The following is a 15093-nucleotide window of genomic DNA, read 5'->3' as shown; positions in this document are numbered from 1 at the left end:
GAAAAAGTCCGGTTCATGCGTTTGTCTGACTGTGCAAGGTGTTTGAGGTCGAGAAAGCGCGCCATCGCCAGCGCACGACCAGGATGGCCACTGATCCGCGCAGTCGATGTAAAGGGCGTCGGGATCTCCAGCGATGCTGCCCCTTTTGAGGGAGATACGGCTGGCTTCAATCGCGCACACCCGCCCCAGGCGCGCTCCCGCAGGGTGTGGGCTTAACCCAAGGCTGTGAAATCGCTGGCGTGCAGCTCCTGGACGCCCACCAGTTGGATTTCGAACTCGGGGGTGGCGTCGGCGTTGACACTGCCCTGGAGAATGCCATTGGCAAAGCGCAGTTGACCGGTGGCGTTGGCAGGGTCGAAGGCATTGCTGCCGATGAAGGTGAAGGCGTCGACGGTTGCGGTCAGCGGGTTGGCATCCAGGCCGGTGAAATCCAGAAGATCGCCCTCGGTGCTCTTGAAACCGTTGACCACATCGCGCAAAGCCCCGACGCCCATGTCCGACAACGCACTGAACGCGAAGGTATCCGCGCCAGTGCCACCGATGAGGTTGTCGGTGCCTGTACCGCCGATCAGCCGGTCATCGCCCGAACCGCCCACCAGTGAGTCGTTGCCCGCACCACCGTTCAGAACGTTCGCGGCGCTGTTGCCCGAGAGACTATCGGCGTAGGCGCTTCCCGTCAGGTTTTCGCAGAACTTCAAGGTGTCGAGCCCGGAACCCGTGGTGTTTTGTTGCGCTGACGTCGAGAGGTTTACGGTAACGCCGGACAGGGCGCGCTCAAAGGACACCGTGTCAATGCCATCGCGTCCGTCCAGCACGTTGTTGCCGGCTCCGGCGAACAGCGTGTTGTCCAACGCGTTGCCCGTGCCATTGGCGGCGCCAGTGCTATCGACATACAGATGTTCAACGTTATTGCTGAGGGTAAAGGCCGCCAGGCTGCTGTGCACACTGTCGACTCCTCCTGGCGCCGCATTGCTGTTGGTCTCGATCACGGTGTCATCGGCGTTGTCGACATAATAGGTGTCGTTGCCATCGCCGCCGCTCATGCTGTCGGCCCCTGCGGCACCGTCGAGCACGTTATTGGCGGCATTGCCGGTGATGAAATTGTGCCGCTCATTGCCGGTGCCGTTGATGTCCGACACGCCGGTGAGCACCAGGTTCTCGAGATTGGCGCCCAGGGTCCAGCTGACGGAAGCCTGCACTGTATCGATCTGCGAGGTCGAGGTGCTGGTTTCCACCACGCGGTCAAACGCGTTGTCGACCACATAGATATCGTTGCCATTGCCACCGGTCATGGTGTCGGCGCCCAGGCCGCCATCCAGCGTGTCGTTGCCCGAACTGCCCACCAAGGTGTCTGCCTGGTCGGTACCGGAAATCATGTTCCGGGCGTTGTCGAAAATGTCCTGCACGCTGTTGTTGTCGTTGGGGTTGCCCTGGAAGCCAAGGTCATTGGCAATGTAGTCGGCCAGGCGCTGGCCGACGATCTCAGCCGACTCTTCGTGCAGGTGCCAGACGTCGTCGGGATACGCCAGCGGATCGACTTCGTAGCGCAAGGGGAGGTCGGTGTAGTCCACCGCCAGCTTGACGTCGGCGCGCTCGGCGGCGATGGCTTCCTGGGCCGCGCGGACATAGGCCCCCCCCTCGACGATGGAGGCAATTTTCTCCTCTGAATAACCACGGGCACGCGCTGCGTCCTGTTCGTAGTGACCGGTTTCCATCATGTACACGCTGAAGTTGCCGAACTGGGCATGCAGGTAATCAAACACCTTCAGGGTCGCGGCCTTGTACGCCGCTGCTGCCGCTGCTTTGTCCGTGGCTCGGGCGATCTCCTGGGCTGCTTCCTCGCCCTGGCCCCAAATGATGCCCATGGTGACGTTACTGATCGATTGCAGTTCGCTGAGCTGACCCCGCAGCAGCGTCACGGCGCGCAACAACGCGGCCCCGGGCTGGTTGGTGTCGGTCAGCCACCAGCACAACTCGAGTTCCCCGGCGCTCAGCGTCGACAGGCCGGTGACCGTGCTGCCGCCCACCGCGATGTCGATGCCGTTGCCATCGGCATCGGTGAACTGGCTACGCACGTCATAGGGGGTGTAGCGGTCCAGGTCGTTGACCAGCATCGAGGTGCCGGACTGACCGTCGTCCTCCGTCATGCGCAGCAGGCGCGCATTGGATTGGCCGAGGGTGGGCAGATAGAGGATGTCCTGCCGGGTGCTCTCGCCGAACACGAAGTCGCTGGCGGTCAGGGTATTGAGGTAGTTGCCGCTGAGGGCGATTTCAAAACGATTGCCATCGGCATCCGCTTCGGCGGACTTGATGTAGGTCTTGTCGCCGGCCGCGTTGAGGGTGATGTACAACGTGCCATTGCTGCCATCGCCGAGGCCGAGAAAGCCCAGGCCCGAAACATCGATCTTGTCGACGCCCGCGGTGAAGTCATAAATCGTGTCGGTGGCCGTGACACCGCCGGTGTCGTAGTCGCGGTAGCTGTCGAGCACGTTGGTGTAGCGGAAGGTATCGACACCGTCGCCGCCGTACAGCGAATCGCGTCCGGCGCCGCCGTCGACGATATCCGCGCCGGTGCCGGCCTTGATCGTGTCGTTGCCACCGAGGCCAAGGATCAGGTCGGCACCCGCCGTGCCGTTGAGGGTTTCGGCATTGTTGGTGCCGGTGACGGTGTTGGCGGGCGCATCGGCCACCGCCAGGGCGAAGCTATCGCTGACCGATGCACCGGCCGGGTCCGTGGCTCTGACCAGCACGTTGTAATTGCCGGACGCAGTGCTGGTCGGCGTGCCGGTGAAGGTCAGGTTGGTGGCATTGAAGCTCAGCCACGCGGGCAGGGCGCTGCCGTCGGCCAGGGTCGCGGTGTAGCTGAGGTTGTCATTGTCCGGATCGGTGAAGCTGGTGGCCGGCACCACGTAGCTGAACACGGTGTTTTCGGTGGCGTTCTGATCCAGCAGCGGCGTGGTCAGCACCGGCGCCTGGTTGGTTGGTGACGAGGTGGCGAAGACGAAGTTGGCGCTGGTCAGCTTGTCGAGGTAGTTGCCGTCCAGTGCCACTTCGAAGCGGTTGCCATTGGCGTCGGCGGTCAGGGACTTGATATAAGTCTTGGTGCCGGCACTGTTGAGCACCAGGTACACGGTGTTGTTCTTGCCATCCCCCAGGCCGGTGAAACCCATGGCCGAGAGGTCGATCTTGTCGGCGGTGACATCGAAATCGGTGATGAGGTCGCCAAGGTTGGCACCGCCGGTGTTGTAGTTACGGTAACTGTCCAGGCGACTGGAAAACACGAACGTGTCCGCGCCGGCACCGCCGGTGAGGGTGTCCATACCGGCACCGCCGTCGAGCTTGTCGTCGCCCGCGCCGCCACTGAGGCTGTCGTTGCCCGCCAGGCCGAGCAGGGTGTCGGCCGAATCGCTACCCAACAGCGAGTCGCTGCCGCTGGTGCCGGTAATCACCCGATTAAAGATGAAGTTATTGGCCGTCAGGATGCTGGCAAGGTTGCCCGAGAGGATCAACTCGAAACGATTGCCGCTGGCGTCGGCGTCGTAGTCCTTGATGTAGGTGCGGTCGCTGCTGGCGCTGTAGCTGACCTGCAGGGTGCCGCCACGGCCATTGCCCAGGCCAGTGAAGCCGAGGCCGGCGAGGTCGATCTTGTCCTGGGTGACGTCGAAGTCGGTAATGGTGTCATCAAAGCTTGTGGTCGCGTTGCGGTAACTGTCGGACTGAGCGGCGAAACGGAACGTATCGGCGCCGGTACCGCCGGTGAGTTTGTCGATGCCTGCACCACCCACCAGAATGTCGTCGCCGGCCCCGCCATTGAGGGTGTCGTTGCCGGCAACGCCGTAGAAAATCTCGCTGGCGGCGCTGCCCAGCAGGGTGTCGTTGCCAGCCGTACCTTGCACGGTGGTCATCGGCACCGTGGCGCTGACGTAGCTGCCGTCGCCATAGACCAGCGTGGCACCGTTACTGGTGTGGCTGATGGTGTTGCCGATGATGGCGTTGCGATCAGTGCCGTCTTCATTGCGCTCTGCAACGCCATAGGTCGACAGGTTGCTGCCGGTGATGAGGTTGCCCTGGATGGTGTTATCGCTGCCGTTGAAGTACTTGCCGGATACGCCCAGGGTGTCGTCGTAGGACTGGATGATGATCTCCGGTACGGGGCTGCCCAGGGAATTGTTGTTGAGCGTGTTGTCGATGATCTCGACGTGGTTGCTGCCGTAGATGCGGATCCCGGCGCTGGTGTTGTCGTGGATGTCGACGCCACTGACGGTCACCTCGCTGGACAGTTTGATCAGCACCCCTTCGGCGCCGTTGCCGTACACCTCGCCACCGGTGATGGTGATGTTGCTGGGGGAGGGGATGTCCTCGCTGCCGCGCTGCACGACGATGCCAGTGCCGCCGTTGTTGTAGGCAACGTTATTGGTGAGTGTGAAGTCGTGGGTGCTGGTGACGATATTGAAACCGTGCCGGTCGTTGTCGTAGGCGACGTTGTTTTCGAAGGTGCTGTCGCTGAGGAAGTCGGCAACGAAACCGTCCAGGCCGTTGCCGTGGGACACGCTGTTGCTGATGACCATGTTCACGGTCTGCTCGTGGGGGTCGAAACCGTACCCGGAGCAATCCTTGATCTCGACGCTGTCGAGGGTGACGTTGGAGTCGTAGCCCGCTTCGCCTGGAATGTAGCCGTTGAACCAACCGTCGATCTTGCCCGTGGTGTTGTCACGGTTGCCGTCGATGGTGAGGTTGCTGACACCGAAGTCGTGGGTTTGCTCGCCATAGGCGGAGCGGATGACTCCGGTGATCTTGGTGTCGGAACCGTCAGCCACCTTGACGGTGGTTGCGCCCATGCCGTCGCCGTACAGGTAGACGTTGCTCTTGAGCATCAGGCAGCCGTCGGAGGGTTCCTCACCTCCCGAAACGATATAAGTTCCGGTCGGCATGTACACCTGCCCCCCGCCTGCAGCGGCCGCCGCATCAATTGCATTTTGTATTGCCGCCGTATCGTCAGTGATGCCATCTCCTTTGGCGCCAAAATTTTGTACATTGAAAATCATGAGTTTATCTCCGTATCAGGCGAAAACCTCGGCAGATGCCAATATTCCATCGGCAGCTACCGTGTTATGACCCAACGGAGCGCAAAAGTTGTGACCGCATATCGGGGAAGCGTCAAAAAACAGATCAAACTGATTAGCGGTTATGAGATGTTTCGGGAAAATAACGGTTTGTTGACGATCGCTCAGGTAGCGAGTCCGCACTGGACCGGGTGGCTCGCGCAGCGGATGGCGCTGTAAAAAAACTCAAAAGACCGAGACCTTGTTCAGGGTTCCGCCTGGCAGCCGAAGGGGCCGCCAGGTAAACGCTTCGAAGTGTCGAGTGCAGTTAAGCCCGAAGCCTTACATCGTCAGTTGCTGAAGGCTGCAGCAACGAGAACAGGTTCTTTGGATCTTGCAGCTCCGGCACCAGCTGGATGTCGCTGCCAATGTTGAGCGTTCTTGCAACGTCCAGCACATAGCGCAAGGCGGAGTAGTCTTCGATGGCGAAGCCGACCGAGTCGAACAAGGTGACTTCCTCGGCATGCTGGCGACCTTGGGTCTGACCATTGATGACTTTCCAGAATTCGATCACCGGTGAGTCGGCGGGCATCTGCTGAATTTCGCCTTCAATGCGGCTTTGTGGTTCGTACTCAACCATGACTCGCGCACGCTCCACGATGTCTCGGTGCAGTTCGGTCTTGCCGGGGCAGTCGCCGCCCACTGCGTTGAGGTGCATCCCGGGCTCGATCATCTCAGGCGTCAAAATCGTTGCGTAGGCCTTGTCGGCCGTGACCGTGGTCACGATATCGGCCCCACGTACAGCTTCCGCGACGGTTTTGGCTATGGTCACCGCAATGGCGGGGTAGGCCCGCAGGTTGGCTACCAGCTTCGCCGTCGCGGCAGGATCGATGTCGTAGAGGCTGATTTCAGTAATGCCTAGCAGTGTATGAAATGCCAGGGCCTGGAATTCGCTCTGTGAACCGTTGCCGATAAGTGCCATTCGGCGACTGTCCGGTCGGGCGAGGTAGCGGGCGGCGAGTGCAGAAGTGGCAGCGGTGCGAATGGCGGTAGTCAGCGTCATTTCACTCAGTAAAACAGGCTTGCCGGTATCGACGTCTCCCAGCGCACCAAATGCCATGACCGTCAGCATGCCATTGTGCGTGTTCTTCGGATGCCCGTTGACATACTTGAAGGCATAGAGCGAGGCATCGGACACAGGCATAAGCTCGATGACGCCCTCGGGGGAGTGGTTGGCCAGGCGCGCGCACTTTTCGAAATCCGGCCAGCGTACGTAGTCTTGACGGATGTACTCGGCCATTTCGATCAGGCAACGAGGCAAGCCTTTTTCCTGGACGAGACGGCTCAGATCATTGACGTCAATGTAACGGGTCATATTGGGTTCCTTTGGGCGTTTTATGGTGTGCCGGTCTGGACTGCCTTTCGCTTTGGCGGCTGAGACTCAGGAGGCGGTCCATGTGTTTGCAACGGACCTATTGTCGAGGCAATGGAGAGAAGATTTCGGCCAATACTGACCCTGGACACAGCGAGAGAAGTCGAAAAACACAGAGCGCACAGCGGAATCGGCCGGGGGACAGTGACCACTCGCATCTCGCTCGCACGGCTCAGGCGCGATGTACTTCACGAAGCATCGTCATGCAGGTAAAGAAGGCCTCAAAGACAAGCACATGTCTTGTGCCGCTCCCTTTTATGTGGGGACACAGTGGGCGACAGAATCGGCTGTGAAAGCCCTTCGTTCAGCACAGGCACGCTGTTTGAACGTGGGGTTACGACACCAGCACCCTCCCGGCAATTGGCATTCTGACGGTCCATTTCAAGCGCTTGTTGATCGCTGTCCGAGATGGAGTGCAACTCCGACGACTGGCACCTTCCAGTCGAAAACAACAACAAAAACGGCTGCGGTGAAGACCGCATCGACTCTCTGCCCCTGTCAAAAAAGTGTGGTCCGACGCAAGCGCCGGATCGCTATAAATCCAAATAATCCGGGACTCTAGAAAATGAACATCAAATGGCTGACTTTGCCGGCACTCGCGTTGCTTTGCTGCACCACGGGCGCCAGCGCCAAGGAATGGAAGGAGCTGCGATTTGGCGTCAACCCAAGCTACCCACCCTTTGAATCCACCACGGCCGATGGCGGGGTTCAGGGCTTCGGCGTGGACCTGGGCAATGCGATATGTGCCGAGCTGAAGCTGACCTGCGTGTGGATCAGCAATGATTTCGACGGGCTGATTCCGGGGCTCAAGGCCGGTAAGTTCGATGCCATCGAATCTTCGATGACCGTTACCGACGCGCGCAAAAAACAGATCGACTTTACCGATCGCCTGTACGCAGGACCGACCGCCATCGTCACCCGCAAAGACTCCGGACTGCTGCCTACCGCCGAATCGCTGCGCGGAAAAACCATCGGTTACATGCAGGGCACGATTCAGGAAACCTACGCCAAGGCGAAACTGGGGCCAGGCGGGGTGAAGCTGCGGGCCTATCAGAATCAGGATCAGGTCTATGCCGACCTGGTATTTGGCCGTCTCGACGCGTCGATCCAGGACAAGCTGCAAGCACAGATGAGTTTCCTGACCTCGCCACAAGGGGCGGACTTCCACAACAGTGAAGGCATCAGCGACCCGTTGGTGCCGTCGGAAATCGCCATTGGTGTGCGCAAGGACAACGAAGAACTCAAAGGCATGCTCAACGCCGCCATCAAGGCCCTGCACGACAAGGGCATCTACGCGCAGATCCAGCAGAAACACTTCGGTGATCTGGACCTCTACAACAACTGATCCTCGTGCCCCGGTCGTTGTATCGCTGCGACCGGGGCGCATCAAGACAGGTGACTGGCGTGAACTCCTTCCTGAATATTCTGGGGCTCGATCTTTCGGCCCTGCAAGGCTATGGCCCTTTGTTGCTGCACGGCACCTGGGTCACCCTCAAACTGTCGGCGCTCGCACTTTTTGTGAGCATGGCGCTGGGGCTGCTCGGCGCGGCGGCCAAACTGTCGCCGCTGAAACTGTTGAATCTCCCGGCGACCTTTTACACGACACTGATCCGTGGCGTGCCCGACCTGGTGTTGATGCTGCTGATTTTCTACAGCCTGCAAGGCTGGCTCAGCGCCCTGACCGAGGCCATGGGCTGGCCCTACATGGAAATCGACCCATTCGTGGCCGGCATCATCACCCTTGGTTTTATCTACGGGGCGTATTTCACCGAGACCTTTCGCGGGGCGATTCTGAGTGTGCCGCGCGGTCAACAGGAAGCCGCGGCGTGCTTTGGCCTGAGCCGTTGGCAGCGCTTCCGTTTCGTGGTGTTCCCGCAAATGATGCGCTTCGCCTTGCCGAGCCTTGGCAACAATTGGCTGGTGCTGCTCAAGGCCACAGCGCTGGTTTCGATCATCGGTTTGTCGGACCTGGTCAAAGTCGCGCAAGAGGCCGGTAAAAGTACGTTCAATATGCTTGATTTCCTGCTGTTGGCCGCAGCGCTTTACCTGCTGATCACCAGCGCTTCGAACTACGTTTTGCGTGTGCTGGAACGGCGCTACAACCAGGGTGTACGGGGGATGGCGCGATGATCGAGTTGATTGCCGAATACTGGAAACCCTTTCTGTACAGCGATGGTGAGACCCTCACCGGGTTGGCGATGACCCTGTGGCTGCTGGTGGCGAGTATTGCCATGGGGTTTTTCCTGTCATTGCCCCTGGCGATCTTGCGCGTCTCGCGCTGGGGTGTCTTGCGTTGGCCGGTTCAGCTGTTTACCTACATCTTTCGCGGCACGCCGTTGTATATCCAGTTGCTGATTTGCTACAGCGGGATCTACGGCATTGCGGTGGTCCGTTCGCAGCCATTGCTCGAAGCGTTTTTCCGCGACGCCATGAATTGCACCTTGCTGGCGTTCACCCTCAACACCTGCGCCTACACTGTGGAAATTTTCGCCGGAGCGATCCGCAGCATTCCCTACGGTGAAATCGAAGCGGCCCATGCCTACGGCCTCAGTGGCTGGCGCCTGTATCTGCAATTGATCCTGCCTTCGGCGCTGCGCCGCGCGCTGCCGTACTACAGCAACGAAGTGATCCTTATGTTGCACGCGACTTCGGTGGCGTTCACCGCAACCATCCCGGACATCCTGAAAATCGCCCGGGATGCCAACGCCGCGACTTTCATGACGTTTCAGGCTTTCGGTATCGCCGGCCTGCTGTACCTCGTGCTGTCGTTCGGGCTGGTCGGTGCGTTCCGCCTGGCTGAGAAACGCTGGCTGAGCTTTCTGGGCCCGACCCACTGACTTCCATTCTTTATCCAGAGCGGCGCCGATAAGTGTGCCGCTTCAGGAGTATTCGCATGTACAAACTCACGGTTGAAAATCTGTATAAACGTTTTGGTGACAACGAAGTCCTCAAGGGCGTCTCGTTAAACGCGAGGGCAGGGGACGTGGTGAGCATGATCGGCGCCAGCGGATCGGGCAAAAGCACCATGCTGCGCTGCATCAACTTTCTGGAACGGGCGGACGAAGGCGCCATTGCTCTGGATGGCGAGCGAGTCCTCACCCGTCAGGGCGTTGGCGGCATGCGCGTTGCCAATCCGAAGCAGTTGCAGCGTTTGCGCACGCGACTGGCGATGGTGTTCCAGCATTTCAATCTGTGGAGCCACCTGACCGTGCTGGAGAACATCGTGCTGGCGCCGTGTCGAGTCCTGGGCATGAGTCGCAAGGCCGCCGAAGAGAGCGCTCGGGCGTATCTGGACAAAGTCGGCCTGCCGCAACGGGTGGCCGATCAGTACCCGGCGTTTCTGTCCGGCGGGCAGCAACAGCGGGTGGCGATTGCCCGTGCCCTGGCGGTGGAACCGGAAATCCTGTTGTTCGACGAGCCAACCTCGGCGCTCGACCCGGAGCTGGTGGGTGAAGTCCTGAAGGTCATTCAGGCACTGGCCGAAGAGGGCCGGACCATGTTGATGGTGACCCACGAAATGGGCTTTGCCCGGCAGGTCTCCAGCCAGGTGTTGTTTTTGCATCAGGGCCGGGTCGAAGAGCAGGGTGATGCTACGATACTCGACCGGCCAAACAGTGAACGTTTGCAGCAATTTCTATCGGGTCGTTTGAAGTGAGGCAAGGCGTACATGGCGGATATCCGCGATCTGTCGATCGTGCTTGATCGTATCGATCAGGCAATCATTGAAGTGTTGCGCCACGAAGGGCGCATCACCTATCAAAAGCTGTCCGAGCGCGTGCACCTGACCCCCAGGCCGTGTCTGGAACGGGTGCGCAAGCTGGAACAGCTTGGGGTCATTCGCGGTTATGGTGCGATTCTCGATGAGAAGAAGCTGACGCCGGGCTTGTCGTTGCTGGTGCTGGTGGCGTTGTCGAACCAGAGCGGACGCGCGGCGCAAAAGGCCTTCGAGGCCAAGGTCCGCGCCTGTCCGCAGGTGCTGGAATGTCGTCTGATCAGCGGTGCGTTCGACTACAGCCTGCGCATGCGCTGCCGTGATATGGAACATTACCGGGTGTTGACCGAAGTCTGGTTTGACGACCCGGATTTGCACATCGACAAACTGGTCAGCCACCCGGAACTGGCGATGGTCAAGACCACGATGGAGTAAGCGACAAACGGATAAAAACTGTGGGAGCGGGCTTGCTCGCGAAGGCGGTGTGTCAGTCGACATTGATGTTGGATGACCCTGCGCCTTCGCGAGCAAGCCCGCTCCCACATTTGCTTTGTGTTGTTCACCGAATCGGCTGAAGGGGTCAGAATCTTCAGCCGTTTTCATCAGCGCAACAGCTGTTATCAACCGGGTTTTTCCCACCTCGAAACAGACAATGAGCCTCTCTCGACCCTCATTGAGTCTGTGCCCATGCAAACCACCAATACGGTTTTAATGATTCGCCCGACACGTTTCTCCTTCAATCAGGACACGGCGGCGAACAACCGCTTCCAGCGTCCGGCAACCGTTGCTGAAGACGTTCAACTCAAGGCCCTTGCCGAGTTCGATGGCTATGTCGCCGCGTTGCGTCGGCACGGCGTTGAAGTCCTGGTGCATAACGATCGAGAAGCGCCCCATACCCCGGACTCGATCTTCCCCAACAACTGGTGGAGCAGCCACCCGGATGGCACCCTGGTGCTGTATCCGATGCAGGGCCACAACCGGCGACTGGAGCGGGACAAAGGTGTACTCGACGGGCTGCTGGGCGAATACCGGGTCGAGCAGTTGCTTGACCTGTCCAGCCTCGAAGAGCAGGAGGTTTTCCTGGAGGGCACCGGCAGCATGGTCCTGGATCGGCAACAGCGGATTTGCTACGCCGGGTATTCCACACGCACCCACGCCCAGGCCCTGGATCAGCTGGTCACCCATTTGGGCTATGAACTCTGTGCGTTCAACGCGGTGGATCGCCAGGGCGTGGCGATTTATCACACCAATGTGATGATGAGTGTCGGCACCCGCCTGGCGGTGGCTTGCCTGGCGTCCTTGCCCCATTCGGGCGAGCGTACGGCGCTGCGTGAACGGCTCGAAACCAGCGGCAAACAGGTCATCGCCTTGAACTGGGCGCAACTGGAGTCCTTTGCCGGCAACATGCTGGAAGTGCACAGCGCAGCGGGCGAGCCGCTGCTGGTGATGTCGCGCACAGCCTGGCAATCACTGGACGCCAATCAGCGTCGCTTGATCGAAGCTCACACCACGCCGTTGCCGGTGAACATCGACACCATCGAGCGCATCGGTGGCGGCAGCGCGCGCTGCATGTTGGCCGAGGTATTCCTGCCCAAGCAGGGGGGCAGTGCCTGCCTTGCAACTATCAGCGGCCTGGATCACTAACCGAAAAAGATCGCAGCTGGCGGCAGCCCCTGTATGTCCGCATTCATCTCATTTGTAGAGATGAGCACGGCGAATGCAGCTGCCGCCGGCTGCGATTTCACAGCCGAGGCGCTAATCAAACCAACAACCGCAGCGTTTCAAACAATTGCCGATCTTCCTTCTTCGCCGAACGTGCATGGCGCCGAATCACCTGCAACAGGCAATCGGTAAAGCACAGCGCAGGGTTGCTCAGCGCTCCATTGCGGCGTGTCACGATGCTCAGATGTCTGGGCTCGAACTGCTCGGCCAGGTCCAGGGACACCACTCGGCCGAGGAAGGGTGGGGCAATACTGACGATGGACGGCCCCCAGGTGCACATGTCGGCCTGCTCGACCATCATCTGCAGGATCGCCAGTGAGTGGGCGCGAACGATACGGTTTTCATTGATTTGTGCGCCATGTTGCCAGAACAGCTCCTGCATCAGCCCGTCGTGTCCGTCGGGTGCGTAGTTCAGCGTCCAGTTTTCCTCCAGCAGTTCATGGATCGATCGAGCGCTCTGCCGGGCATGGCCCTGACGCACCAACACCGAGGTCTGGTAATCGAGCAGCGTTTCGCAGGCGAACTCCTGCGTTGATTGCGCAGGGTGAAGCTGGCCGATCGCAAAATCCATGCTGCCGTCGCGCAATAGCGGCTGGGCCACGGCCATCAGGCTTTCGAACAACTCCAGGCGGATTTGCGGCATGCGCTCACGAAAGGCCAGGACCACTTCAGGCAGGAAGGTCAGGGCTATCCAGGGCGTGATCCCTACACAGAGCCGCCCCTGAGCCTTGCCACGCATGTGATCGAGTTCGGTTTGCGCATGTTCGAGTTGCTTGATCACGAGGCGGGCGTGAGTCAGCAATACTTTTCCGTATTCGGTGAAATTCAGACCGCTGGGCGTTCGGGTAAACAGCGGTAACTGCTGAGCGGTTTCCAATTCGCGCAGCGCTTTGGTCACGGCCGCCTGGGAAATCTCCAGTGAACGCGCCGCCGCCCGGATACTGCCGGTTTCAGCGCTGGCAATCAGTGCTTGTAATTGATGCAGTTTCATCTGCTCACCCTGGTGACAACTTGTGGTTGTCATCATAACCAAACTGGGCCTCCCCAGCCCAGACTCCGTTCCCTAAGATCCAGCTCAGCGACCGCTCAGGTCTTTTCGAGGGAATACAATAATGAACGCCGGCCATGTCTTGCCTGGTATTGCAGCGATGCAGGATGAAATGATCGCGTTGCGTCACAGCCTGCACGCGCACCCCGAACTGGGTTTTGAAGAGTTCGCTACCAGCGAGCAAGTGGCCGCATGTTTGATTCAGTGGGGTTTCCAGGTCAGCACCGGTGTCGGCAAGACAGGCGTCGTCGGCACCTTGAAAAATGGTGAGGGCCGGTCCATCGGTCTGCGCGCCGACATGGACGCACTGCCGATTCAGGAGACCACCGGTTTACCCTACGCCAGCCGGATCGACGGCGTCATGCATGCTTGCGGCCATGACGGTCATACGGCCACCCTGTTGACGGCCGCCAGGCACCTGGCGCAGACCCGGGCGTTCAAGGGTACTTTGCAACTGATTTTCCAACCCGCCGAAGAAGGGCTGGGCGGCGCCAGGAAAATGCTGGAAGAAGGCCTGCTCGAACGGTTCCCCTGTGACGCGATCTTCGCCATGCATAACGTGCCGGGCTACCCCGCCGGGCACCTGGGTTTTTACAGCGGACCGTTCATGGCGTCTGCCGACACCGTGACGATCAACATCATCGGTAACGGCGGCCATGGCGCGGTGCCGCACAAAGCGGTCGATCCGGTGGTGGTTTGCTCGTCGATCGTGATCGCATTGCAAAGCATCGTCTCGCGCAACGTCAACCCGCAGGACGTGGCGATCATCACGGTGGGTTCCATTCATGCCGGAACTGCCTCGAATGTCATCCCGTCCAGCGCACAGATGAGCCTGAGCGTGCGCGCATTGACCCCCGAGATTCGCCAGTTGCTCGAAGTCAGAATCACCGAGTTGGTCAACGGTCAGGCCGCCAGTTTCGGTGCCCGGGCCGAAATCGATTATCAGCATTGTCATCCAGTGTTGATCAACCATCCCGAGTCCACCGCATTCGCCCGGGAGGTCGCACGGGAGTGGCTGGGGGAAGGGCAACTGATCGATAACCTGCGGCCCTTTACTGCCAGTGAAGACTTCGCCTTCATCCTGGAGAAATGCCCCGGCAGCTATCTGGTGATCGGCAACGGCGACGGGGAGAGCGGGTGCCTGCTGCACAACCCCGGTTATGACTTCAATGATGCCTGCCTGCCGATCGGGGCGAGTTACTGGGTCAAGCTGGTCGAACGTTTTCTGAGTTGAGACGCCGTATTGCCGAGCGTCAGTCTGTACAAAGAACGTCTGCGGTCTGAAGAGGAAAATAACAATGAACAAGATGATTGCTGCTGTTTCACTGGTTTGCTTGACGGCATCCAGCCTGGTCGGCGCCGCCGACTGGTCTGGCAAAGTCTTGAGACTGGGGGTCGACCCTACGTACCCGCCGCTGGAATACAAAAATCAGGACGGCACCCTGACTGGCTTCGGGGTCGACATCGCCGAAGCACTGTGCGCAGAACTGAAAGCCCGTTGTGTCTGGGTTGAAAGCAGCTGGGACGGGATGATCCCGGCACTGCTGGCGCGCAAGTTCGACGCAGTGGCGTCGTCGATGACCGTGACGCCCAAGCGTCTTGAGCAGATTGCGTTTACCGACAAGGTCTCCAATGCGCCGGCACGGCTGGTGGTCAAGCGCGGGTCGGGTCTGTTGCCGACCTTTGAATCGCTCAAGGGCAAACGCATTGGTGTGGAGCAGGGCTCGACCCAGGAAGCGTATGCCAAAGCCGTCTGGGGGAAGAAAGGAGTGGAGGTGTTGTCCTATCAGAATCAGGACCAGGTGTACGCCGACCTGGTGGTGGGCCGACTTGATGCCTCCCTGCAGGGTGCTATTCAAGCCAGTTACGGCTTCCTGGGCACGGCGCCGGGCAAGGATTTTGAGTTTGCCGGCGCGACCCTGGATGACCCGCACTTTTTCGGCGTCGGTGATGGCATCGGCTTGCGCAAGAGCGATGTCGAGTTGCGCGAAGACTTGAACAAGGCACTGGCGACCATTCTGGCCAACGGCACTTACGCGCGAATCAACAAAAAGTACTTCGATTTCGACGTCTACGGCGCGAAATAACGCCCCCTCACAACGTTGGGCAGGGTGGTCGACCAGACCGCTCTGCTTGA

Annotated in this window: 11 protein-coding genes; 8 read left to right on the top strand and 3 right to left on the bottom strand. The window is 59.7% G+C overall.

All coding sequences use genetic code 11. The features are described from left to right. Positions 1-212 precede the first annotated feature (212 nt). Both KGB29_RS15305 and KGB29_RS15300 read right to left on the bottom strand, forming a co-directional pair. Complete coding sequence (locus KGB29_RS15305) at positions 213-5045, bottom strand: M10 family metallopeptidase C-terminal domain-containing protein (protein WP_150813166.1); 4833 nt, start codon at positions 5043-5045, stop codon at positions 213-215. A gap of 325 nt (positions 5046-5370) precedes the next feature. Further along, positions 5371-6417, bottom strand: a complete 1047-nt coding sequence (locus KGB29_RS15300; protein ID WP_150813165.1) for an ornithine cyclodeaminase — start codon at positions 6415-6417, stop codon at positions 5371-5373. Positions 6418-7039: 622 nt separating this feature from the next. Here KGB29_RS15300 and KGB29_RS15295 point away from each other — a divergent pair. From KGB29_RS15295 to ctlX, 6 genes are all read left to right on the top strand, one after another. After that, positions 7040-7819, top strand: a complete 780-nt coding sequence (locus KGB29_RS15295; RefSeq protein ID WP_150813164.1) for a transporter substrate-binding domain-containing protein — start codon at positions 7040-7042, stop codon at positions 7817-7819. A 59-nt stretch (positions 7820-7878) separates the two neighbouring features. Beyond that, the gene (locus KGB29_RS15290) at positions 7879-8604 is read left to right on the top strand and encodes an ABC transporter permease (RefSeq protein ID WP_150813163.1); all 726 of its coding nucleotides are present in this window, start codon (positions 7879-7881) and stop codon (positions 8602-8604) included. Beyond that, positions 8601-9311: an ABC transporter permease gene (locus KGB29_RS15285; RefSeq protein WP_150813162.1), complete on the top strand. Its 711-nt coding sequence runs from the start codon at positions 8601-8603 to the stop codon at positions 9309-9311. The genes KGB29_RS15290 and KGB29_RS15285 overlap by 4 nt, the downstream gene beginning before the upstream one ends. 56 nt (positions 9312-9367) lie before the next feature. Beyond that, on the top strand, positions 9368-10129 hold the full coding sequence (locus KGB29_RS15280; protein ID WP_007986657.1) for an ABC transporter ATP-binding protein: 762 nt from the start codon (positions 9368-9370) through the stop codon (positions 10127-10129). Positions 10130-10141: 12 nt separating this feature from the next. Then, positions 10142-10621, top strand: a complete 480-nt coding sequence (locus KGB29_RS15275; protein ID WP_007974731.1) for an Lrp/AsnC family transcriptional regulator — start codon at positions 10142-10144, stop codon at positions 10619-10621. Positions 10622-10873: 252 nt separating this feature from the next. Continuing rightward, positions 10874-11830, top strand: coding sequence for a citrulline utilization hydrolase CtlX (gene ctlX, locus KGB29_RS15270; protein WP_150813161.1), 957 nt, complete (start codon positions 10874-10876; stop codon positions 11828-11830). A gap of 115 nt (positions 11831-11945) precedes the next feature. On the opposite strand, the gene KGB29_RS15265 is transcribed toward ctlX, so the two are convergent. Then, complete coding sequence (locus KGB29_RS15265) at positions 11946-12935, bottom strand: LysR family transcriptional regulator (RefSeq protein WP_191625412.1); 990 nt, start codon at positions 12933-12935, stop codon at positions 11946-11948. 85 nt (positions 12936-13020) lie between these two features. On the opposite strand from KGB29_RS15265, the gene KGB29_RS15260 reads away from it, so the two are divergent. Next, positions 13021-14190 (top strand): M20 aminoacylase family protein, encoded by a 1170-nt coding sequence (locus KGB29_RS15260; protein ID WP_150813160.1) that lies wholly within the window; start codon positions 13021-13023, stop codon positions 14188-14190. Positions 14191-14263: 73 nt separating this feature from the next. Next, positions 14264-15043 (top strand): ABC transporter substrate-binding protein, encoded by a 780-nt coding sequence (locus KGB29_RS15255; protein WP_371319465.1) that lies wholly within the window; start codon positions 14264-14266, stop codon positions 15041-15043. Positions 15044-15093: the final 50 nt, after the last annotated feature.

Origin of the sequence: Pseudomonas sp. BF-B-30, assembly GCF_019956305.1 — a bacterium.
Taxonomy (GTDB): Bacteria; Pseudomonadota; Gammaproteobacteria; order Pseudomonadales; family Pseudomonadaceae; genus Aquipseudomonas; species Aquipseudomonas jessenii.
This window is presented reverse-complemented; position numbering and strand designations above follow the sequence as displayed.